This window comes from Escherichia sp. MOD1-EC6021 (genome assembly GCF_002965245.1).
GTDB classification, from domain to species: domain Bacteria; phylum Pseudomonadota; class Gammaproteobacteria; order Enterobacterales; family Enterobacteriaceae; genus Escherichia; species Escherichia coli_F.
This window is the reverse complement of sequence record NZ_PTRU01000011.1, coordinates 79,128-99,683: the sequence shown is the minus strand read 5'-3', so window position 1 is coordinate 99,683 and position 20,556 is coordinate 79,128. Positions and strand designations below refer to the sequence as shown.

Genomic DNA, 20,556 nt, shown 5'->3' with positions numbered 1-20,556 from the left:
TATTGTGATGTAGTTTCGGGGGAAGATTGAAGATTCCCCCGACGTTGGGAGAAGTTATGCGCAATCACAGAATTTCTTTACAGGATATCGCTACGCTGGCTGGCGTAACAAAAATGACCGTGAGTCGTTATATCCGCTCGCCGAAAAAGGTGGCAAAGGAAACAGGCGAGCGCATCGCTAAAATTATGGAAGAGATCAATTATATCCCTAATCGCGCTCCCGGCATGTTGTTGAATGCACAAAGTTATACCCTCGGTATCTTGATTCCGTCATTTCAAAATCAACTCTTCGCTGACATTCTCGCGGGAATAGAATCCGTCACCTCTGAGCATAATTATCAGACCCTTATTGCTAATTACAATTACGATCGCGATTCCGAAGAAGAGTCGGTGATTAACCTGCTCTCTTATAACATTGACGGGATTATTCTTTCGGAAAAATATCACACCATCAGGACGGTGAAATTTCTGCGTTCAGCCACCATTCCGGTCGTGGAATTGATGGATGTACAGGGAGAACGGCTGGATATGGAGGTCGGTTTTGATAATCGGCAGGCCGCTTTTGACATGGTGTGTACCATGCTGGATAAGCGAGTCAGGCGCAAAATTCTGTATCTCGGTTCCAAAGATGACACCCGCGATGAACAGCGTTATCAGGGGTATTGCGATGCGATGATGCTGCATAATCTTTCCCCGTTACGCATGAATCCACGCGCCATCTCATCCATTCATTTAGGAATGCAATTAATGCGTGATGCCCTTAGCGCAACCCCGGATTTAGACGGTGTATTTTGCACCAATGACGATATTGCGATGGGTGCGCTTCTGCTGTGCCGCGAGCGAAACCTCGCCGTGCCAGAACAAATTTCCATTGCGGGTTTTCATGGGCTGGAGATTGGCAGGCAAATGATCCCAAGTCTCGCCAGCGTAATTACTCCCCGTTTTGATATTGGTCGGATGGCCGCCCAAATGTTGCTGAGCAAAATTAAAAATAACGATCACAACCACAACACTGTTGACCTCGGGTATCAGATTTATCACGGTAACACGCTTTAGGTTATTTTCTCTTCATTACACGTATTCTCTTTGCCGGACGTTGCCTATACTCCAGGCAGGAAACTGGAGGATATCTCATGAGCGAACCCCTGTTAATTGCCCGCACGCCGGACACAGAACTGTTTTTACTGCCGGGAATGGCTAACCGTCACGGGCTGATTACTGGCGCAACGGGGACGGGTAAAACCGTTACGCTGCAAAAACTGGCAGAGTCATTGTCGGAAATCGGTGTTCCGGTGTTTATGGCCGATGTGAAAGGTGATTTAACGGGAGTAGCGGAGGAAGGTACATCTTCGGAAAAACTGCTCGCAAGGCTTAAAAATATCGGCGTCAATGACTGGCAACCACATGCTAATCCGGTGGTGGTGTGGGATATCTTTGGCGAGAAAGGCCATCCGGTGCGGGCGACGGTTTCAGACCTGGGGCCGCTGTTGCTGGCGCGACTGTTGAATCTCAACGATGTGCAATCTGGCGTGCTGAATATTATCTTCCGCATTGCTGACGATCAGGGGCTGTTGCTGCTCGACTTTAAAGATTTGCGGGCGATTACCCAGTACATCGGCGATAACGCCAAATCCTTCCAGAATCAGTACGGTAATATCAGTAGCGCATCGGTTGGTGCCATCCAGCGCGGGCTGTTATCGCTGGAACAGCAAGGCGCAGCACACTTCTTTGGTGAGCCGATGCTGGATATCAAAGACTGGATGCGTAGCGATACCAACGGTAAAGGCGTTATCAATATCCTCAGCGCCGAGAAGCTTTATCAGATGCCGAAACTGTACTCCGCCAGCCTGCTGTGGATGCTTTCAGAGTTATATGAACAATTGCCTGAAGCGGGCGATCTGGAGAAACCAAAACTGGTGTTTTTCTTCGACGAAGCACATCTGCTGTTTAACGATGCACCGCAGGTACTGCTGGATAAGATTGAGCAGGTGATAAGGCTTATTCGCTCAAAAGGCGTGGGCGTCTGGTTCGTTTCGCAAAACCCGTCAGATATTCCGGATAATGTGCTCGGGCAGCTCGGTAATCGCGTTCAACACGCTTTGCGGGCTTTTACGCCCAAAGATCAGAAAGCAGTAAAAGCTGCGGCGCAAACCATGCGGGCCAATCCGGCGTTTGATACCGAAAAGGCGATTCAGGAACTGGGGACCGGCGAGGCGTTAATCTCGTTTCTCGATGCGAAAGGAAGCCCTTCAGTGGTGGAACGGGCGATGGTGATTGCCCCCTGTTCACGAATGGGGCCGGTGACGGAAGATGAGCGTAACGGCCTGATTAATCACTCCCCGGTGTATGGCAAGTACGAGGATGACGTGGACCGGGAATCCGCCTATGAAATGTTGCAAAAAGGCTTTCAGGCCAGTACCGAGCAGCAAAATAATCCTCCCGCGAAAGGGAAAGAGGTGGCGGTGGATGACGGTATTCTTGGTGGATTGAAGGATATTTTGTTTGGCACTACCGGACCACGCGGCGGGAAGAAAGATGGTGTGGTGCAAACAATGGCGAAAAGCGCCGCCCGCCAGGTGACGAATCAGATTGTGCGTGGTGTGCTGGGGAGTTTGCTGGGGGGGAGAAGAAGGTAAGTCAGGTGCGATTTGTCTTTGCCTGATGCGACGCTGGCGCGCCTTATCATGCCTACACTACTGCAATATATTGAATTTTCATGATTTTTCAGGCATGAACGAAGCACACTTTGCTAACAATAATAAAGGGAGCTTTCGCTCCCTTTATTCGTTCATCAGGTTACGATTTTCTCATTAACAGCCACAGGCTGATTAAGAAGAAGCTGGCGCTTGGCAGCAACGCGCCGATAATCGGCGGGATGCCGTAAACCAACGTCAGCGGGCCGAAGATCTGGTCCAGTACGTAGAAGACAAAACCGAAGCTGATACCGGTGACCACACGCACGCCCATCGGTACGCTACGCAGTGGGCCAAAGATAAACGACAGCGCCATCAGCATCATCACCGCCACGGATAGCGGCTGGAAGATTTTGCTCCACATGTTGAGCTGATAACGTCCGGCATCCTGACCGCTCGACTTCAGATACTTCACATAGTTGTGCAAACCACTGATGGAGAGGGCATCCGGGTCCAGTGCCACCACGCCCAGTTTGTCCGGCGTGAGGTTGGTTTTCCAGGTACCGCTCACCGTCTGTGAACCAGTGATCTGTTTCGGATTGGTCAGATCAGATTCATCAACCTGCGACAGACGCCAGACTTTATGTTCCGGGTCAAACTTCGCGGTAGCGGCATAGCGTACAGATTGCAGACGACGATTCTCATTAAAGGCATAGATACTGATGCCACCTAACTCTTCGTCACCTTTAACCCGCTCAATGTAGACGAAGTTGTTGCCATCTTTTGCCCATAAGCCTTGCTGGGTAGAGAGCAACGAGCCACCGTACATCGCCTGCGCACGGTAGTTACGCGCCATCTGCTCGCCCTGCGGTGCGACCCATTCGCCAATCGCCATCGTCAACAAGACCAGCGGAATGGCGGTTTTCATCACCGACAGCGCCACCTGCATACGGGTAAAACCAGAAGCCTGCATGACCACCAGTTCGCTGCGCTGTGCCAGCATCCCCAACCCAAGTAATGCACCCAGCAGGGCCGCCATCGGGAAGAAGATTTGCACATCTTTCGGCACGCTCAGCAAGGTATACATTCCTGCGCCTAACGCGTCGTAACTCCCCTGCCCGGCTTTTTTCAGCTGATCGACAAACTTGATAATGCCCGACAGCGACACCAGCATGAACAGCGTCATCATGATGGTGGTGAAAATAGTTTTACCGATATAGCGGTCAAGTACGCCAAAAGGTTGCATCACACCGCTCCTTTACGCGAAAAACTGGCGCGCAGGCGGCGGACCGGCACGGTGTCCCAAAGGTTGAGAACAATCGCCAAAGCCAGATAAATCAGGTTTACGGTCCACATCCACAGCGTCGGGTCCAGCTTACCTTTACCGCCGTTCGATTTCAGGGAGGTCTGGATCAGGAAGAACAACAGATACAGCAGCATGGCTGGCAGCATCGACAGTACGCGCCCCTGACGCGGGTTAACCACGCTCAGCGGAACGACCATAAGCGCCATCATAAACACGGTGAATACCAACGTGATACGCCAGTTCAGTTCTGCGCGGGCACGATCGGTGTCAGTGTTCCACAATGTGCGCATGTCCATCTGGTCGGTATCGTTCGGGTCGAGCGCCACCGCCTGGTGACCAATGATCGCCTGATAATCCTGGAAGTCCGTAATGCGGAAATCGCGTAACAGTGCAGTGCCTTCGAAGCGCGTTCCCTGGTTGAGAGTGACGACCTGGGAGCCGTCGCGCAGCTGGGTTAAATGTCCGGAATCGGCCACCACCACAGAAGGACGTGCATTACCTTTTGGTCGAATTTGCGCGAGGAACACATCTTTGAAATCGCTGCCGTCAACGCTTTCGATGAACAGCACCGAGCTGCCATTAGTCGCTTGCTGGAATTGCCCTTGCGCCAGCGCCGCCATGCCAGGGTTCGCTTTCGCTTCTGCTAACACTTCATCCTGATGTCGCGATGACCACGGTCCCGCCCACATCACGTTAACCGCCGCGACGATTGCCGTGAATACCGCAAGGATCATTGCCGCTTTCACCAGAACCGCTTTGCTCAAGCCGCAGGCATGCATTACCGTAATTTCACTTTCGGTATACAGTTTGCCCAGCGTCATCAGCAGCCCGAGGAACAGGCTTAATGGCAGGATAAGCTGCGCCATTTCCGGCACGCCCAACCCGAGAAGGGAGAGCACCAGATTCGCCGGAATATCGCCGTCAACCGCTGCGCCGAGGATCCTCACTAACTTTTGACAGAAGAAGATCAAAAGCAAGATGAAGAGTATCGCCAGCTGGCTTTTGAGCGTCTCCCGCACCAGATATCTTATGATTATCACTTTAAATACGCCCGTAAAAACTCGTCTTTTGCAGGATTTTAGCTTGTTTCATGGCTTAAACGTCATTTATTCTCTTGAGTCGTCGAAATCGTCGCTAAGATAATTATACTCAACGGATTCACCTCTCAGATTTTGTTCTGACGTGCCAATGCCGTAATAACGTTAAGATTAACACGAAGTCATCGCAACAGCGGACATGAGTTACGAAAGCTTGCAATTCTATCTGTAGCCACCGCCGTTGTCTTTAAGATTCAGGAGCGTAGTGCATGGAGTTTAGTGTAAAAAGCGGTAGCCCGGAGAAACAGCGGAGTGCCTGCATCGTCGTGGGCGTCTTCGAACCACGTCGCCTTTCTCCGATTGCAGAACAGCTCGATAAAATCAGCGATGGGTACATCAGCGCCCTGCTACGTCGGGGCGAACTGGAAGGAAAACCGGGGCAGACACTGTTGCTGCACCATGTGCCAAACGTGCTTTCTGAACGCATCCTCCTTATTGGTTGCGGCAAAGAACGTGAGCTGGATGAGCGTCAGTACAAGCAGGTTATTCAGAAAACCATTAATACGCTGAATGATACTGGCTCGATGGAAGCGGTCTGCTTTCTGACTGAACTGCACGTTAAAGGCCGTAACAACTACTGGAAAGTGCGTCAGGCTGTCGAGACAGCAAAAGAGACGCTCTACAGTTTCGATCAGTTGAAAACGAATAAGAGCGAACCGCGTCGCCCGCTGCGTAAGATGGTCTTCAACGTGCCGACCCGCCGTGAACTGACTAGCGGTGAGCGCGCGATCCAGCACGGTCTGGCGATTGCCGCCGGGATAAAAGCAGCGAAAGATCTCGGTAATATGCCGCCGAATATCTGTAACGCCGCTTATCTCGCCTCTCAGGCGCGCCAGCTGGCTGACAGCTACAGCAAGAATGTCATCACCCGCGTTATCGGCGAACAGCAGATGAAAGAGCTGGGGATGCATTCCTATCTGGCGGTCGGTCAGGGTTCGCAGAACGAATCGCTGATGTCGGTGATTGAGTACAAAGGCAACGCGTCGGAAGATGCTCGCCCAATCGTGCTGGTGGGTAAAGGTTTAACCTTCGACTCCGGCGGTATCTCCATCAAGCCTTCAGAAGGCATGGATGAGATGAAGTACGATATGTGCGGTGCGGCGGCGGTTTACGGCGTGATGCGTATGGTCGCGGAGCTGCAACTGCCGATTAACGTTATTGGCGTGCTGGCAGGCTGCGAAAACATGCCTGGCGGACGTGCCTATCGTCCGGGCGATGTGTTAACCACCATGTCCGGTCAAACCGTAGAAGTGCTGAATACCGACGCCGAAGGCCGCCTGGTACTGTGCGATGTGTTAACTTACGTTGAGCGTTTTGAGCCGGAAGCGGTGATTGACGTGGCGACGCTGACCGGTGCCTGCGTTATCGCGCTGGGCCATCACATTACCGGTCTGATGGCGAACCACAATCCGCTGGCCCATGAGCTGATTGCTGCATCTGAACAATCCGGTGACCGCGCATGGCGTTTACCGCTGGGTGACGAGTATCAGGAACAGCTGGAGTCCAATTTTGCCGATATGGCGAACATTGGCGGTCGTCCTGGCGGGGCGATTACCGCAGGTTGCTTCCTGTCGCGCTTTACCCGTAAGTACAACTGGGCACACCTGGATATCGCCGGTACCGCCTGGCGTTCTGGTAAAGCAAAAGGCGCAACCGGTCGCCCGGTGGCGTTGCTGGCACAGTTCCTGCTCAACCGCGCCGGGTTTAACGGCGAAGAGTAATTGCATCAGGCTGTGTTGTTATTGTCGGATGCGGCGTGAATGCCTTATCCGACCTACACAGAGTACCGGACCCGTAGGCCTGATAAGACGCGACAGCGTCGCATCAGGCAATTCGGCGTTTATCTGATGTGTATTTAAATCCACCACAAGAAGCCCCATTTATGAAAAACGCGACGTTCTATCTTCTGGACAATGACACCACCGTCGATGGCTTAAGCGCCGTTGAGCAACTGGTGTGTGAAATTGCCGCAGAACGTTGGCGCAGCGGTAAGCGCGTGCTCATCGCTTGTGAAGATGAAAAGCAGGCTTACCGACTGGATGAAGCCCTGTGGGCGCGTCCGGCAGAAAGCTTTGTTCCGCATAATTTAGCGGGAGAAGGACCGCGCGGCGGTGCGCCGGTGGAGATCGCCTGGCCACAAAAGCGTAGCAGCAGCCCGCGCGATATATTGATTAGTCTGCGAACAAGCTTTGCAGATTTTGCCACCGCTTTCACAGAAGTGGTAGACTTCGTTCCTTATGAAGATTCTCTGAAACAACTGGCGCGCGAACGCTATAAAGCCTACCGCGTGGCTGGTTTCAACCTGAATACGGCAACCTGGAAATAATGGAAAAGACATACAACCCACAAGATATCGAACAGCCGCTTTACGAGCACTGGGAAAAGCAGGGCTACTTTAAGCCTAATGGCGATGAAAGCCAGGAAAGTTTCTGCATCATGATCCCGCCGCCGAACGTCACCGGCAGTTTGCATATGGGTCACGCCTTCCAGCAAACCATCATGGATACCATGATCCGCTATCAGCGTATGCAGGGTAAAAATACCCTGTGGCAGGTCGGTACTGACCACGCCGGGATCGCTACCCAGATGGTAGTTGAGCGCAAGATTGCCGCAGAAGAAGGTAAAACCCGTCACGACTACGGCCGCGAAGCTTTCATCGACAAAATCTGGGAATGGAAAGCGGAATCCGGCGGCACCATTACCCGTCAGATGCGTCGTCTCGGTAACTCCGTCGACTGGGAGCGCGAACGCTTCACGATGGACGAAGGCCTGTCCAATGCGGTGAAAGAAGTTTTCGTTCGTCTGTATAAAGAAGACCTGATTTACCGTGGTAAACGCCTGGTAAACTGGGACCCGAAACTGCGTACCGCAATCTCTGACCTGGAAGTGGAAAACCGCGAATCGAAAGGTTCGATGTGGCACATCCGCTATCCGCTGGCTGACGGCGCGAAAACCGCAGACGGTAAAGATTATCTGGTGGTTGCGACTACCCGTCCGGAAACCCTGCTGGGCGATACCGGCGTGGCCGTTAACCCGGAAGATCCGCGTTACAAAGATCTGATTGGCAAATATGTCATTCTGCCGCTGGTTAACCGTCGTATTCCGATTGTTGGCGACGAACACGCCGATATGGAAAAAGGCACTGGCTGCGTGAAGATCACCCCGGCGCACGACTTTAACGACTATGAAGTCGGTAAACGTCACGCCCTGCCGATGATCAACATCCTGACCTTTGACGGTGATATCCGTGAAAGCGCCCAGGTGTTCGATACCAAAGGTAACGAATCTGACGTTTATTCCAGCGAAATCCCGGCAGAGTTCCAGAAACTCGAGCGTTTTGCTGCGCGTAAAGCGGTCGTTGCCGCGGTTGACGCACTCGGCCTGCTGGAAGAAATTAAACCGCACGACCTGACCGTTCCTTACGGCGACCGTGGCGGCGTGGTTATCGAACCGATGCTGACCGACCAGTGGTACGTACGTGCCGACGTGCTGGCGAAACCGGCGGTTGAAGCGGTTGAGAACGGCGACATTCAGTTCGTACCGAAGCAGTACGAAAACATGTACTTCTCCTGGATGCGCGATATTCAGGACTGGTGTATCTCTCGTCAGCTGTGGTGGGGTCACCGTATCCCGGCATGGTACGACGACGCGGGTAACGTTTATGTTGGCCGCAACGAAGACGAAGTGCGTAAAGAAAATAACCTCGGTGCTGATGTTGCCCTGCGTCAGGACGAAGACGTTCTCGACACCTGGTTCTCCTCCGCACTGTGGACCTTCTCTACCCTTGGCTGGCCGGAAAACACCGACGCACTGCGCCAGTTCCACCCAACCAGCGTGATGGTATCTGGTTTCGACATCATCTTCTTCTGGATTGCCCGCATGATCATGATGACCATGCACTTCATCAAAGATGAAAATGGCAAACCGCAGGTGCCGTTCCACACCGTTTACATGACCGGCCTGATTCGTGATGACGAAGGCCAGAAGATGTCCAAATCCAAGGGTAACGTGATTGACCCGCTGGATATGGTTGACGGTATTTCGCTGCCGGAACTGCTGGAAAAACGTACCGGCAATATGATGCAGCCGCAGCTGGCGGACAAAATCCGTAAGCGCACCGAGAAGCAGTTCCCGAACGGCATTGAGCCGCACGGTACTGACGCGCTGCGCTTCACCCTGGCGGCGCTGGCTTCTACCGGTCGTGACATCAACTGGGATATGAAGCGTCTGGAAGGCTACCGTAACTTCTGTAACAAGCTGTGGAACGCCAGCCGCTTTGTGCTGATGAACACAGAAGGTCAGGATTGCGGCTTCAACGGCGGCGAAATGACGCTGTCGCTGGCGGACCGCTGGATTCTGGCGGAGTTCAACCAGACTATCAAAGCGTACCGCGAAGCGCTGGACAGCTTCCGCTTCGATATCGCCGCCGGCATTCTGTATGAATTCACCTGGAACCAGTTCTGTGACTGGTATCTGGAGCTGACCAAGCCGGTAATGAACGGTGGAACAGAAGCCGAACTGCGCGGTACTCGCCATACGCTGGTGACTGTACTGGAAGGTCTGCTGCGCCTCGCGCATCCGATCATTCCGTTCATCACCGAAACCATCTGGCAGCGTGTGAAAGTACTTTGCGGAATCACTGCCGACACCATCATGCTGCAGCCGTTCCCGCAGTACGATGCGTCTCAGGTCGATGAAGCCGCACTGGCCGACACCGAGTGGCTGAAGCAGGCGATCGTTGCGGTACGTAACATCCGTGCAGAAATGAACATCGCGCCGGGCAAACCGCTGGAGCTGTTGCTTCGTGGTTGCAGCGCGGATGCAGAGCGTCGCGTAAATGAAAACCGTGGCTTCCTGCAAACGCTGGCGCGTCTGGAAAGCATCACCGTGCTGCCTGCCGATGACAAAGGTCCGGTTTCTGTTACGAAGATCATCGACGGTGCAGAGCTGCTGATCCCGATGGCTGGCCTCATCAACAAAGAAGATGAGCTGGCGCGTCTGGCGAAAGAAGTGGCGAAGATTGAAGGTGAAATCAGCCGTATCGAGAACAAACTGGCGAACGAAGGCTTTGTCGCCCGTGCACCGGAAGCGGTCATCGCGAAAGAGCGTGAGAAGCTGGAAGGCTATGCGGAAGCGAAAGCGAAGCTGATTGAACAGCAGGCTGTTATCGCCGCGCTGTAATCAACACCGTGATGAAAACGAAGGCCGGAGCATGCTCCGGCCTTTTTTATCTCTTACAGAAATGGTAAAGAAGGCATAACTCCCCGAGAAATACTGGCTAAGAAGCCTTTATCTGGTTGTTCTTCTTTATTGATTAAAGGAAGGTCATCCAAATCGCCCAGCAAATACGTATTTTTTGCCTGCCAGTCAATCATCCATATTTTCAACAGTGGATAAGCCAGACCGCCCGTAATCCCGGATATCACCACCAACGCACACATGCGATAAAGCATACCGTGGTACGTTAAAGTTGAGCGAAAACGAATACGCCCATCATTCAGTGACAGGTTGCTCATAAAATGGTTTCGCAACGACACCGTTAAATAACTGGTGCTAACAGCAATCCCAAAATAATAGATTAACTGCGCGATTATCATTTTACGTTGCATTTCCATAAATTGCTGTAAATTCTCAATGTCATCATTTGCATATACAGAACTATCATACGCATTTAATATTTGATCGAAGATAATATAACCAGCAACAGCGAGAAAAGGCAATAAAGCTAAAAATGCGAGAATGGCATATTTTATACAATACGTAGTATCTAATTTTACCTTGAAACGATGTATACCGAAACTGGTATTGCTCCAGAGAAAACTCATTACCAGACTATATAAAGTACCATTAAAAATACCAATGGAAACAATACCAACTATTGCCATCAGAACCATAGATATAATAACACTACTTGAACTATTGGCATGTAGCATCTTTGTCGAGATAAAGAAAACAGTCCCCATCCCAACGGCCATTAAAATCGGCAAGAAAAAGGTCACCCACCAGAACCCTTTCATAGAGCAATTAAAACTAAATCTTACGCCGTTGAGACTGGTCATTAAGGCCTGATGACGCAGTCCTTTTGCTGCCATAAATATAAGCAAAACCAACAGTAACAAAGTCAAAACACAACCAACAAGCGGCATATCTGCTGACACTGTCATTAAGATTGCGAAATAGAAAAAAACAAAAACAAGACAACTAACAAAAACATTCCCACCGGTAATTCCATAAGAAAATCGTTGTCCGTTAACTTCCATATTAGCATAAAGATAACGCTTACATTTCATTAATGCCCATGGTAAATAGATACCTAACGTTATAATCGTTAACAACACATTCACCACACAAATAAGAAAATACCTCTCACCTGTACCATGAAAAACAAACGAATGGGACGGAACATCCATTTCATTAATAACTTGAGCCATAAAAAATCCCTGAATTAAAAAATCCATTGATATAACTTATATATACAGACAGTAAAATGTTCTGCCACGTTACAATACTCTTATCAGTAATAGGCTGGCAAAAACTTTATTACTTTATAAGTCGCTTGCGCACGTAAGAAGAGAGTGGTATTAAACAAATGTATAATTACTTTATTTTTATTGGGTTAAACTATGAATAACATTGCGCCGCAATCACCTGTAATGCGTCGCCTGACGCTGCAGGATAATCCTGCTATCGCCCGCGTCATTCGTCAGGTATCCGCCGAATACGGTCTTACCGCTGATAAAGGCTACACCGTCGCCGATCCGAATCTTGACGAGCTGTATCAAGTGTATAGTCAGCCTGGCCATGCATATTGGGTAGTTGAGTACGAGGGTGAAGTGGTCGGCGGCGGTGGGATAGCGCCATTAACCGGGAGTGAGTCGGACATTTGCGAACTGCAAAAGATGTATTTTCTTCCGGCTATCCGCGGCAAAGGGCTGGCAAAAAAACTGGCCTTAATGGCGATGGAGCAGGCGCGAGAGATGGGTTTCAAACGCTGCTATCTGGAAACGACAGCTTTTTTAAAGGAAGCCATTGCGCTTTATGAGCATTTGGGCTTTGAGCATATCGACTATGCGCTTGGCTGCACGGGCCATGTCGATTGTGAAGTGCGGATGTTGCGCGAACTCTAAAAAAATGCCCGCGTGTTCAACTCGCGGGCATTCGAACATTAACAACGTACGTTTTGTTTATGCCGGATGTGACATGAATGCCTTATCCGGGCAACAAATTCACCAGGTTGCAGGAACTACCTGGGCCTGATGCGCTACGCTTAATTAGTGGCGAACTCCGTCATCGTCTTCATCGACAAAATCTTCATCGTCGCCATCTTCGCCGTTAGGATCTTCAAAGTAAGTGCCCCAACCGTCGTACTCAACGTCAAATTTCTCTGCCAGCGTCATCAGTTGTTCAACCTGGGCATCGATCAGATCGGCATTCAACGCGCACTCGCTGAGGATGTCGCAGCAAATCACGATATCACCATCTTCAACTTCCAGCTCTTCTGGATCGGTCACTTCGTAACCGAGTTTAAACGCTTCAACTGCCGCTTTTTCCAGAGTTTCCAGATCGTCTGCGGAAAGATGGTGTTCGATGGTGTACAGCGCGTCCGGATCGCTGCCATCTTCCAGTAATTCTTCAATAATCAAACGTGTTTCTTCACGCTGTTCTTCCAGTTGTTCCGGGTTTGCCATGGCTCATTCCTCTTAATGTCCTGCCGATACTCTTATTGTCACACACCACTGACATTGCCTCCACCTTTGTCACAAAGTTTTATTTATCAAGCTTGCAAATGAATAATCATTCATATAGATTGAATTTTAATTCATCAAAGGCGTATGCCATGGGAGGGAAGTATGTCCAGTTTTTATCAGAAGCATTTTTTGAAGTTACTCGATTTTACCTCTTCAGATCTCACCACCCTGCTACAACTTGCCGCAACACTGAAATCCGCGAAGAAAAACGGCACTGAAGAAGCTAAATTAACGGGTAAAAATATCGCGCTCATCTTCGAAAAAGACTCGACTCGCACACGATGCTCTTTCGAAGTTGCCGCATATGATCAAGGGGCACGAGTCACTTATCTAGGCCCAAGCGGCAGCCAGATTGGTCATAAAGAATCGATTAAAGATACGGCTCGTGTTCTTGGTCGGATGTACGACGGGATACAGTACCGTGGCTACGGTCAGGAAATTGTTGAAACACTGGCTGAATACGCTGGCGTGCCTGTATGGAACGGCCTGACGGATGAGTTTCACCCGACACAGCTGCTGGCAGATCTCCTCACGATGCAGGAACATCTGCCAGGTAAAGCGTTCAATGAAATGACGCTGGTATACGCCGGAGATGCTCGTAACAACATGGGGAACTCAATGCTGGAAGCTGCGGCGTTGACCGGGCTGGATCTGCGTTTAGTCGCGCCGAAAGCCTACTGGCCGGAAGCATCGCTGGTCGCCGAATGCAGTGCTCTGGCGCAAAAACACGGGGGTAAAATCACCTTGACGGAAGATATCGCCTCTGGGGTTAAAGGCGCAGACTTTATCTATACCGATGTCTGGGTATCGATGGGTGAGCCCAAAGAGAAATGGGCGGAGCGTATTGCCCTGCTGCGTGACTATCAGGTGAATAGCAAAATGATGGCCCTGACCGGTAATCCGCAGGTTAAATTCCTCCACTGTCTGCCTGCATTTCATGATGATCAAACCACGCTGGGTAAAAAAATGGCCGCAGAATTTGGTCTGCATGGTGGAATGGAAGTCACCGATGAAGTCTTTGAATCTCCGGCAAGTATTGTCTTTGACCAGGCAGAAAACCGGATGCACACCATAAAAGCGGTGATGGTAGCGACACTCAGTAAATAATTTGTACCTCTATAAAGATGCCGGGAAATACAATATTATCCCGGCATCCTATTATTCAGCGTCAGTCTCCTGTTTCGACACATAGTTCTGTATTGCATCCTGTAGCCATTCAGGAGGTTTTCGTCCCTCCAAATATGCGTCATTAAAATCTGTTAATAGAGCACTTTTTAAATTTTTGATGATTACCAACACGTTAGTTCTAAGGTTTAATTCATTAATCGCCTTTTCTTCAATAAGTTGACCCAGTTGTTCTTTCGTAAGTTGTCTATTATTAATATCACATTCTAAGCTATCAAGCTCTCTCTTTTCCCTTGCATAACTCACAAGTAACTGAGGAAGGTACCATTTAATCATCTCAGGTTTTTTCATAAAAAAATCATTCAGAAACACCTTGTTCACCAAGATACTGACAGGTACGTCCTTAAATACTGACTGAGCATTATTAAATAGTCTTTCAATTAAATGTGATTTCTCTTGATTGCTTAAGTTTAAAACTTCGACATATACAATCAACTTATCCCAAATCAACGTCTGTAAATCAGGATTATTTTTATAGGGTTCTTTATCGAGAAGGGAAAATAATGCCTCAGCTCTTTTAGACTGATCACAACCAGACTTAATATTTTTTATCACGTCGCATGCATAATCTATCTTTGCAGCAGCATTAAAATATTCGATACTTTTATTAAAACACCACTCCAGTATTTTTACATCACTCATATATGGCGATTGTAAAAAAGTTTCTAACATCGAACGGATGACCGGTGAGAGGTCAACCGGCGCATCATCTAAGGAATCAATAAGAATATGCGCTAGATCAACTTTGATCTTATTAATTTCATCATTACTTTTTTTATTATTAGTAAAGGCATCGTCAGACGCGCTGAGATTATCTATCTCTTCAAGTATGCCTTCTTCGCCCAGTAAGTCTGGAATAATTTCATTACATACATGAGGCATTATTAGCAGATGCTCTTGCTTTATTGTTGACAATGTTGTAGCCAAGGCATCTTTAAAAAAATCTTTATAGTCCTGGGCTTGCCAATTCATCTGGTTATTATTTAACTGAAGTGCTATTTCGTTGTTAATTTCACGCTGGTAACACGCCAGAACTTTATTAGTAATCAGTAGTAATGAACTCTCATCTTTTGTTTCAAAATCCGTCCCTTCAAAACGAAAAATTGACTTACCAGATTCTGTTACATCATCAAATATAATGGCTGTACGCCCTTGACGAGCCCCATTCACAGAGGGAGGGGTAAGTCTAACTTCTAAAATAACCGGGCGTATATCATCTTCCCACCCTTCAGGATTATTCATGTAAAATCGCATTATTTCACTACCATCATCTTTTTTTAAATAAGATGAGGATTTTATATTACCCATCATTTTTCTTCCCGCTTCATTGCGGCTTTCACTAAAATCTACATGTCCCAAGGTAAATATCCATGCCAGAAACTCCAAAAATGCCTTAGGAGAAAGGATATTTCTTTTGTTATGCTGCCCCTCGGCAATACGGGAAAAATTATTGATTCCCACACACCAGCTATTTAAAACATCATGTTTTGGTTTAAAATTCCTGCAGGAAGCAACGTAGTGAAAATAATCCGAATGCGATATTTTGCTCATGACGAACTCCTTGAGTTAATAAGAACGTCTAAGCATTACAAATTTTACTCACAAAAAAATATCAAAAAACGCTCTTTTCACAAACTCGCCGTAAACCTGGAGTTATTTACGGCGAAAAGTCATCACGCCATCAGCATCTTCACTACTGCTTTGCGAACCTGGGCTGGTGCGCCCACTGCGCACAGCGGTTTATGCACTTCCCCGGGATAAAACACAACAAAATCACCTTCATTTAGGATAACTGTTTTCTCATCAACGCCTTCCGGCAAAAAAGCGATGTCTTTATCAGCTAACCAGTCGGTCTCTGGCGTATCTGCAAGTTGTGTACTGAAGGTCATGCCTTCCTGACCTTTTAACACAATCTGAATGTCGAGATAGCGGGCATGGTACTCCGCACGGCGAGCTTCGTATGGCTCGGTTATATCTTCCGAGATTAGATAAAACAGACGGTTGCCTTCGATATCATGCTTACCTTTTGGCGTATCTGCCGTAACGTGTGCTTTGATATGCTCAATCGCCTGGCGTAACTCCTGGGGTAGCCACGGCTGAAGATTATGAATATTTCCGATGATCATCTTTTTCACTCCTTAATTAAAACAATGTTTCATTTCTATCGTTATACGAAAAGATGATCAATTCCGCTAGCCTTAACGCGTGAATTATTGTCTTATCACAACTTATCGGCAGGCGCGTTCCCGCCTTTCGGATCAAGGCCAGCATCACTCCTTGAGAAGAGTTTTTATCGCTTCCCCCGCCAGGGCAGCTGTTGCACAGAGTTGTTCGATGGAGTGCCCCTCTCGTGCCTTCGCAGAAAGCCCAGACATCACGGTACTCATAAAATCAGTCACACATTGTGCGCTTTGTGGATGCCGCCTTGCGATATAGTCATAAATGGTCGTTTCTGCGGCGTGATAATATTGAACGGCAATATCACGCGCTTGTGGATCATGACTATGAATACCTTCAAGAACCATACAGCCAGCGCAGCCGCCGTTTTGGCTATATCTGCGCGCCGCTTCTTTTAATACCTCAACCAGGCACTCGCCTACCGGACGATCATCACGAAGAATATCGGCAAGCGGAATAGCTTCCGTACCGACATATTCATTGAGTACACGGCTAAATAACCCAGCCTTACTGCCAAAAGCCGCGTAGAGGCTCGGGGGGTTAATACCAAGATAATCAGTAACTTCAGCAACACTGACAGCATCGAAACCTTTTTGGTGAAAAAGCACTTTTGCCGCAGAGACTGCCTGCTCAGGAGCGAAACGTCTGGGACGACCTGGAACTCGAGATTGTTTTTTAGTGACCATTACAAAACTTGATGACAGAAAGTTAAAACAGTTTTGTAATGCATGTTACATAATAAATCAAGGAGTCCTTATGGGCGCTTTTACAGGTAAGACAGTTCTCATCCTCGGTGGCAGTCGTGGAATCGGTGCTGCTATCGTACGTCGTTTCGTCACCGATGGGGCCAATGTACGATTCACCTATGCGGGGTCGAAAGATGCCGCTGAACGCCTGGCACAAGAGACGGGAGCGACAGCAGTATTCACAGATAGTGCTGACAGAGACGCTGTCATTGATGTCGTTCGTAAGAGCGGCGCATTGGATATCCTGGTGGTAAATGCAGGTATTGGCGTCTTTGGCGATGCCCTGGAATTAAATGCCGACGATATTGATCGCCTTTTCAAAATCAATATTCATGCTCCTTACCATGCCTCTGTTGAAGCCGCCCGGCAGATGCCCGAAGGCGGGCGCATCTTAATCATCGGCTCCGTGAATGGCGATCGTATGCCTGTTGCAGGCATGGCTGCTTATGCCGCCAGTAAATCTGCCCTGCAAGGTATGGCGCGCGGGCTGGCCCGTGATTTTGGACCGCGTGGGATCACCATCAACGTCGTCCAGCCAGGGCCAATTGATACCGACGCGAATCCCGCCAACGGGCCAATGCGCGATATGTTGCATGGTTTTATGGCTATCAAAAGACATGGGCAACCGGAAGAGGTCGCTGGTATGGTCGCATGGTTAGCAGGGCCAGAAGCCAGTTTTGTTACCGGTGCGATGCATACCATTGATGGCGCGTTTGGCGCATAACCGACTACGCTCAATTAAGCCCAGCCATTATCCATGATGTCTGGGTTTTGTTTACTCACGTCGTCCCCTAAAAGCGGCTCCCGGTAAATATAAATCTTCTGTTCATGTCGTAAATCTTGAGGATAACCAAATGGTAGAAAGAATCGCTGTTTTCCCTGCTGGCCGACATTCACTGTATGCTGAACATCGTTATTCTGCGGCTATCCGTTCCGGCGATTTGCTGTTTGTTTCCGGGCAAGTAGGAAGTCGAGAAGACGGAACACCTGAACCCGATTTTCAGCAACAAGTCAGACTGGCATTTGATAATTTGCATGCGACCCTGGCAGCTGCGGGATGCACTTTTGACGATATCATTGATGTGACGAGCTTTCATACCGATCCGGAAAAACAATTTGAAGACATCATGACAGTCAAAAATGAAATATTTAGCGCCCCACCTTACCCAAACTGGACGGCGGTGGGTGTTACCTGGCTGGCAGGCTTTGATTTTGAAATTAAAGTGATAGCGCGCATCCCTGAGCTGTAAGCAATAGTTTTAGCCGTGAGTTTTCACACTCCGCCCTATAAGTCGGATGAATGGAATAAAATGCATATCGGATTGGGTGAAATTGAAAAAGAAAAAAGCAGGAAATGTCTGCAATTATTGATACCGAACGACCGTTCCCCTCCAGAATCATAGCTAATAAAAATGCATACACTTTGACTTTTAATTCAAATAAACCGTTTGCGCTGACAAAATATTGCATCAAATGCTTGCGCCGCTTCTGACGATGAGTATAATGCCGGACAATTTGCCGGGAGGATGTATGGTTCAGTGTGTTCGACATTTTGTCTTACCGCGTCTGAAAAAAGACGCTGGCCTGCCGTTTTTCTTCCCGTTGATCACCCATTCCCAGCCCCTCAATCGAGGGGCTTTTTTTTGCCCAGGCGTCAGGAGATAAAAGATGGCTAATCCGCTATATCAGAAACATATCATTTCCATAAACGACCTTAGTCGCGATGACCTTAATCTGGTGCTGGCGACAGCGGCGAAACTGAAAGCAAACCCGCAACCAGAGCTGTTGAAGCACAAAGTCATTGCCAGCTGTTTCTTCGAAGCCTCTACCCGTACCCGCCTCTCTTTCGAAACTTCCATGCACCGCCTGGGTGCCAGCGTGGTGGGCTTCTCCGACAGCGCCAATACATCACTGGGTAAAAAAGGCGAAACGCTGGCCGATACCATTTCGGTTATCAGCACTTACGTCGATGCGATAGTGATGCGTCATCCGCAGGAAGGTGCGGCGCGCCTGGCCACCGAATTTTCCGGCAATGTACCGGTACTGAATGCCGGTGATGGCTCCAACCAACATCCGACACAAACCTTGCTGGACTTATTCACCATTCAGGAAACCCAGGGGCGTCTGGACAATCTCCACGTCGCAATGGTTGGTGACCTGAAATATGGCCGCACCGTTCACTCTCTGACCCAGGCGTTAGCGAAGTTCGACGGCAACCGTTTTTACTTCATCGCGCCGGACGCGCTGGCAATGCCGCAATACATCCTGGATATGCTCGATGAAAAAGGGATCGCCTGGAGTCTGCACAGCTCCATTGAAGAAGTGATGGCGGAAGTGGACATCCTGTACATGACTCGCGTGCAAAAAGAGCGTCTGGACCCGTCCGAGTACGCCAACGTGAAAGCGCAGTTTGTTCTTCGCGCCAGCGATCTCCACAACGCCAAAGCCAATATGAAAGTGCTGCATCCGCTACCGCGTGTCGATGAGATTGCCACCGATGTTGATAAAACGCCGCACGCCTGGTACTTCCAGCAAGCAGGCAACGGGATTTTCGCTCGCCAGGCGTTACTGGCACTGGTTCTGAATCGCGATCTGGTACTGTAAGGGGAAATAGAGATGACACACGATAATAAATTGCAGGTTGAAGCTATTAAACGCGGCACGGTAATTGACCATATCCCCGCCCAGATCGGTTTTAAGCTATTGAGTCTGTTCAAGCTTACCGAGACAGATCAGCGTATTACCATCGGCCTGAATCTGCCTTCTGGTGAGATGGGGCGTAAAGATCTGATCAAAATCGAAAATACCTTTTTGAGTGAAGATCAGGTAGACCAACTGGCATTGTATGCGCCGCAAGCCACGGTTAACCGTATCGACAACTATGAAGTGGTGGGCAAATCGCGCCCCAGCCTGCCGGAGCATATCGACAATGTGCTGGTCTGCCCGAACAGCAACTGTATCAGCCATGCCGAACCGGTTTCTTCCAGCTTTGCAGTACGAAAACGCGCCAATGACATCGCGCTCAAATGCAAATACTGTGAAAAAGAGTTTTCCCATAATGTGGTGCTGGCCAATTAATTGCGGTTGGTAATAAAAGTCTGGCTCCCTATAATGAGCCAGACTTTTTACCGCTGTAATAAAGGAGAAATCATGAGCAAAACTATCGCGACGGAAAATGCACCGGCAGCTATCGGTCCTTACGTACAGGGCGTTGATCTGGGCAATATGATCATTACCTCCGGTCAGATCCCAGTAAACCCGAAAACCGGCGAAGTACCGGCAGACGTCGCTGCACAGGCACGTCAGTCGCTGGATAACGTAAAAGCGATCGTCGAAGCCGCTGGCCTGAAAGTGGGCGATATCGTTAAAACCACCGTGTTTGTGAAAGATCTGAACGACTTCGCAACCGTAAACGCTACCTACGAAGCGTTCTTCACCGAGCACAATGCCACCTTCCCGGCACGTTCTTGCGTTGAAGTTGCCCGTCTGCCGAAAGACGTGAAGATTGAGATCGAAGCGATCGCTGTTCGTCGCTAATCTTGATGGAAATCCGGGCTATCATGCCCGGATTAAGTCTGATGGCAAAAGCAAAATAGCCTGATGCGCTACGCTTATCAGGCCTACGTGATTCCTGCAATTTATTGAATTTGTAGGCCGGATTAGG

21 protein-coding genes are annotated in these 20,556 nt (G+C 49.2%); 13 read left to right on the top strand and 8 right to left on the bottom strand.

Annotation, left to right across the window (positions count from 1 at the left end; genetic code table 11):
- Positions 1-56: 56 nt before the first annotated feature.
- Positions 57-1,055 (top strand): DNA-binding transcriptional regulator IdnR, encoded by a 999-nt coding sequence (gene idnR / locus BEB54_RS14590; RefSeq protein ID WP_001348245.1) that lies wholly within the window; start codon positions 57-59, stop codon positions 1,053-1,055.
- Positions 1,056-1,132: 77 nt separating this feature from the next.
- On the top strand, positions 1,133-2,635 hold the full coding sequence (locus tag BEB54_RS14585) for a helicase HerA-like C-terminal domain-containing protein (protein WP_032185790.1): 1,503 nt from the start codon (positions 1,133-1,135) through the stop codon (positions 2,633-2,635).
- 160 nt (positions 2,636-2,795) lie between these two features.
- Here BEB54_RS14585 and lptG read toward each other — a convergent pair whose 3' ends face one another.
- From lptG to ytgA, 3 genes are all read right to left on the bottom strand, one after another.
- On the bottom strand, positions 2,796-3,878 hold the full coding sequence (gene lptG, locus BEB54_RS14580) for an LPS export ABC transporter permease LptG (RefSeq protein WP_001295681.1): 1,083 nt from the start codon (positions 3,876-3,878) through the stop codon (positions 2,796-2,798).
- A complete protein-coding gene (lptF, locus tag BEB54_RS14575) occupies positions 3,878-4,978 on the bottom strand; it encodes an LPS export ABC transporter permease LptF (RefSeq protein WP_000584114.1) in 1,101 nt (366 codons plus the stop codon). The genes lptG and lptF overlap by 1 nt, the downstream gene beginning before the upstream one ends.
- A gap of 62 nt (positions 4,979-5,040) precedes the next feature.
- Positions 5,041-5,091: a protein YtgA gene (gene ytgA / locus BEB54_RS29330; protein WP_211180521.1), complete on the bottom strand. Its 51-nt coding sequence runs from the start codon at positions 5,089-5,091 to the stop codon at positions 5,041-5,043.
- A gap of 153 nt (positions 5,092-5,244) precedes the next feature.
- On the opposite strand from ytgA, the gene pepA reads away from it, so the two are divergent.
- The 3 genes from pepA (at position 5,245) to valS (ending at position 10,216) form a co-directional block, all read left to right on the top strand.
- On the top strand, positions 5,245-6,756 hold the full coding sequence (pepA, locus tag BEB54_RS14570) for a leucyl aminopeptidase (protein WP_000397144.1): 1,512 nt from the start codon (positions 5,245-5,247) through the stop codon (positions 6,754-6,756).
- A 161-nt stretch (positions 6,757-6,917) separates the two neighbouring features.
- The gene (gene holC / locus BEB54_RS14565; RefSeq protein WP_000786399.1) at positions 6,918-7,361 is read left to right on the top strand and encodes a DNA polymerase III subunit chi; all 444 of its coding nucleotides are present in this window, start codon (positions 6,918-6,920) and stop codon (positions 7,359-7,361) included.
- Complete coding sequence (gene valS, locus BEB54_RS14560; protein WP_046083062.1) at positions 7,361-10,216, top strand: valine--tRNA ligase; 2,856 nt, start codon at positions 7,361-7,363, stop codon at positions 10,214-10,216. Before holC ends, valS begins: the two co-directional genes overlap by 1 nt.
- Positions 10,217-10,269: 53 nt before the next feature.
- Here the strand turns inward: valS and BEB54_RS14555 are convergent, their stop codons facing one another.
- Entirely contained in the window at positions 10,270-11,466 is a 1,197-nt protein-coding gene (locus tag BEB54_RS14555) for a YjgN family protein (RefSeq protein ID WP_000079650.1), read from the bottom strand.
- Positions 11,467-11,658: 192 nt separating this feature from the next.
- On the opposite strand from BEB54_RS14555, the gene BEB54_RS14550 reads away from it, so the two are divergent.
- Entirely contained in the window at positions 11,659-12,162 is a 504-nt protein-coding gene (locus BEB54_RS14550) for a GNAT family N-acetyltransferase (RefSeq protein WP_001059402.1), read from the top strand.
- Positions 12,163-12,306: 144 nt separating this feature from the next.
- Here BEB54_RS14550 and rraB read toward each other — a convergent pair whose 3' ends face one another.
- Entirely contained in the window at positions 12,307-12,723 is a 417-nt protein-coding gene (rraB, locus tag BEB54_RS14545) for a ribonuclease E inhibitor RraB (RefSeq protein WP_000002953.1), read from the bottom strand.
- Between the two features lie 162 nt (positions 12,724-12,885).
- Between rraB and argF the strand changes: the two genes are divergently transcribed.
- Positions 12,886-13,890: an ornithine carbamoyltransferase gene (gene argF / locus BEB54_RS14540; RefSeq protein ID WP_105271819.1), complete on the top strand. Its 1,005-nt coding sequence runs from the start codon at positions 12,886-12,888 to the stop codon at positions 13,888-13,890.
- Between the two features lie 51 nt (positions 13,891-13,941).
- On the opposite strand, the gene BEB54_RS14535 is transcribed toward argF, so the two are convergent.
- From BEB54_RS14535 to BEB54_RS14525, 3 genes are all read right to left on the bottom strand, one after another.
- Complete coding sequence (locus BEB54_RS14535) at positions 13,942-15,519, bottom strand: hypothetical protein (protein ID WP_105277719.1); 1,578 nt, start codon at positions 15,517-15,519, stop codon at positions 13,942-13,944.
- A gap of 122 nt (positions 15,520-15,641) precedes the next feature.
- Complete coding sequence (gene tabA, locus BEB54_RS14530) at positions 15,642-16,094, bottom strand: toxin-antitoxin biofilm protein TabA (RefSeq protein WP_105277718.1); 453 nt, start codon at positions 16,092-16,094, stop codon at positions 15,642-15,644.
- A 144-nt stretch (positions 16,095-16,238) separates the two neighbouring features.
- On the bottom strand, positions 16,239-16,832 hold the full coding sequence (locus BEB54_RS14525) for a TetR/AcrR family transcriptional regulator (RefSeq protein WP_000256673.1): 594 nt from the start codon (positions 16,830-16,832) through the stop codon (positions 16,239-16,241).
- A 70-nt stretch (positions 16,833-16,902) separates the two neighbouring features.
- On the opposite strand from BEB54_RS14525, the gene bdcA reads away from it, so the two are divergent.
- From bdcA to ridA, 6 genes are all read left to right on the top strand, one after another.
- Complete coding sequence (gene bdcA, locus BEB54_RS14520; RefSeq protein ID WP_000500711.1) at positions 16,903-17,616, top strand: SDR family oxidoreductase; 714 nt, start codon at positions 16,903-16,905, stop codon at positions 17,614-17,616.
- Between the two features lie 130 nt (positions 17,617-17,746).
- Positions 17,747-18,142, top strand: a complete 396-nt coding sequence (locus tag BEB54_RS14515) for a RidA family protein (RefSeq protein WP_039021195.1) — start codon at positions 17,747-17,749, stop codon at positions 18,140-18,142.
- A gap of 280 nt (positions 18,143-18,422) precedes the next feature.
- Positions 18,423-18,557 (top strand): pyr operon leader peptide, encoded by a 135-nt coding sequence (pyrL, locus tag BEB54_RS14505; protein ID WP_001296693.1) that lies wholly within the window; start codon positions 18,423-18,425, stop codon positions 18,555-18,557.
- 3 nt (positions 18,558-18,560) lie between these two features.
- Positions 18,561-19,496 (top strand): aspartate carbamoyltransferase, encoded by a 936-nt coding sequence (gene pyrB, locus BEB54_RS14500; protein WP_000013046.1) that lies wholly within the window; start codon positions 18,561-18,563, stop codon positions 19,494-19,496.
- Between the two features lie 12 nt (positions 19,497-19,508).
- Positions 19,509-19,970 (top strand): aspartate carbamoyltransferase regulatory subunit, encoded by a 462-nt coding sequence (gene pyrI / locus BEB54_RS14495; RefSeq protein ID WP_000148577.1) that lies wholly within the window; start codon positions 19,509-19,511, stop codon positions 19,968-19,970.
- 72 nt (positions 19,971-20,042) lie between these two features.
- Entirely contained in the window at positions 20,043-20,429 is a 387-nt protein-coding gene (gene ridA, locus BEB54_RS14490) for a 2-iminobutanoate/2-iminopropanoate deaminase (RefSeq protein ID WP_000047539.1), read from the top strand.
- The last annotated feature ends 127 nt before the right edge of the window (positions 20,430-20,556 follow it).

What these genes read in the sequence shown, in the direction of transcription:
- idnR (WP_001348245.1), top strand. Translation starts at nt 57, where the DNA reads ATGCGCAATCACAGAATTTCTTTACAGGATATCGCTACGCTGGCTGGC.
- BEB54_RS14585 (WP_032185790.1), top strand. Translation starts at nt 1,133, where the DNA reads ATGAGCGAACCCCTGTTAATTGCCCGCACGCCGGACACAGAACTGTTT.
- BEB54_RS14550 (WP_001059402.1), top strand. Translation starts at nt 11,659, where the DNA reads ATGAATAACATTGCGCCGCAATCACCTGTAATGCGTCGCCTGACGCTG.
- rraB (WP_000002953.1), bottom strand. Translation starts at nt 12,723, where the DNA reads ATGGCAAACCCGGAACAACTGGAAGAACAGCGTGAAGAAACACGTTTG.
- BEB54_RS14525 (WP_000256673.1), bottom strand. Translation starts at nt 16,832, where the DNA reads ATGGTCACTAAAAAACAATCTCGAGTTCCAGGTCGTCCCAGACGTTTC.
- tabA (WP_105277718.1), bottom strand. Translation starts at nt 16,094, where the DNA reads ATGATCATCGGAAATATTCATAATCTTCAGCCGTGGCTACCCCAGGAG.
- holC (WP_000786399.1), top strand. Translation starts at nt 6,918, where the DNA reads ATGAAAAACGCGACGTTCTATCTTCTGGACAATGACACCACCGTCGAT.
- pyrL (WP_001296693.1), top strand. Translation starts at nt 18,423, where the DNA reads ATGGTTCAGTGTGTTCGACATTTTGTCTTACCGCGTCTGAAAAAAGAC.
- ridA (WP_000047539.1), top strand. Translation starts at nt 20,043, where the DNA reads ATGAGCAAAACTATCGCGACGGAAAATGCACCGGCAGCTATCGGTCCT.
- BEB54_RS14535 (WP_105277719.1), bottom strand. Translation starts at nt 15,519, where the DNA reads ATGAGCAAAATATCGCATTCGGATTATTTTCACTACGTTGCTTCCTGC.
- BEB54_RS14515 (WP_039021195.1), top strand. Translation starts at nt 17,747, where the DNA reads ATGGTAGAAAGAATCGCTGTTTTCCCTGCTGGCCGACATTCACTGTAT.
- pyrB (WP_000013046.1), top strand. Translation starts at nt 18,561, where the DNA reads ATGGCTAATCCGCTATATCAGAAACATATCATTTCCATAAACGACCTT.
- valS (WP_046083062.1), top strand. Translation starts at nt 7,361, where the DNA reads ATGGAAAAGACATACAACCCACAAGATATCGAACAGCCGCTTTACGAG.
- lptG (WP_001295681.1), bottom strand. Translation starts at nt 3,878, where the DNA reads ATGCAACCTTTTGGCGTACTTGACCGCTATATCGGTAAAACTATTTTC.
- bdcA (WP_000500711.1), top strand. Translation starts at nt 16,903, where the DNA reads ATGGGCGCTTTTACAGGTAAGACAGTTCTCATCCTCGGTGGCAGTCGT.
- argF (WP_105271819.1), top strand. Translation starts at nt 12,886, where the DNA reads ATGTCCAGTTTTTATCAGAAGCATTTTTTGAAGTTACTCGATTTTACC.
- BEB54_RS14555 (WP_000079650.1), bottom strand. Translation starts at nt 11,466, where the DNA reads ATGGCTCAAGTTATTAATGAAATGGATGTTCCGTCCCATTCGTTTGTT.
- pyrI (WP_000148577.1), top strand. Translation starts at nt 19,509, where the DNA reads ATGACACACGATAATAAATTGCAGGTTGAAGCTATTAAACGCGGCACG.
- pepA (WP_000397144.1), top strand. Translation starts at nt 5,245, where the DNA reads ATGGAGTTTAGTGTAAAAAGCGGTAGCCCGGAGAAACAGCGGAGTGCC.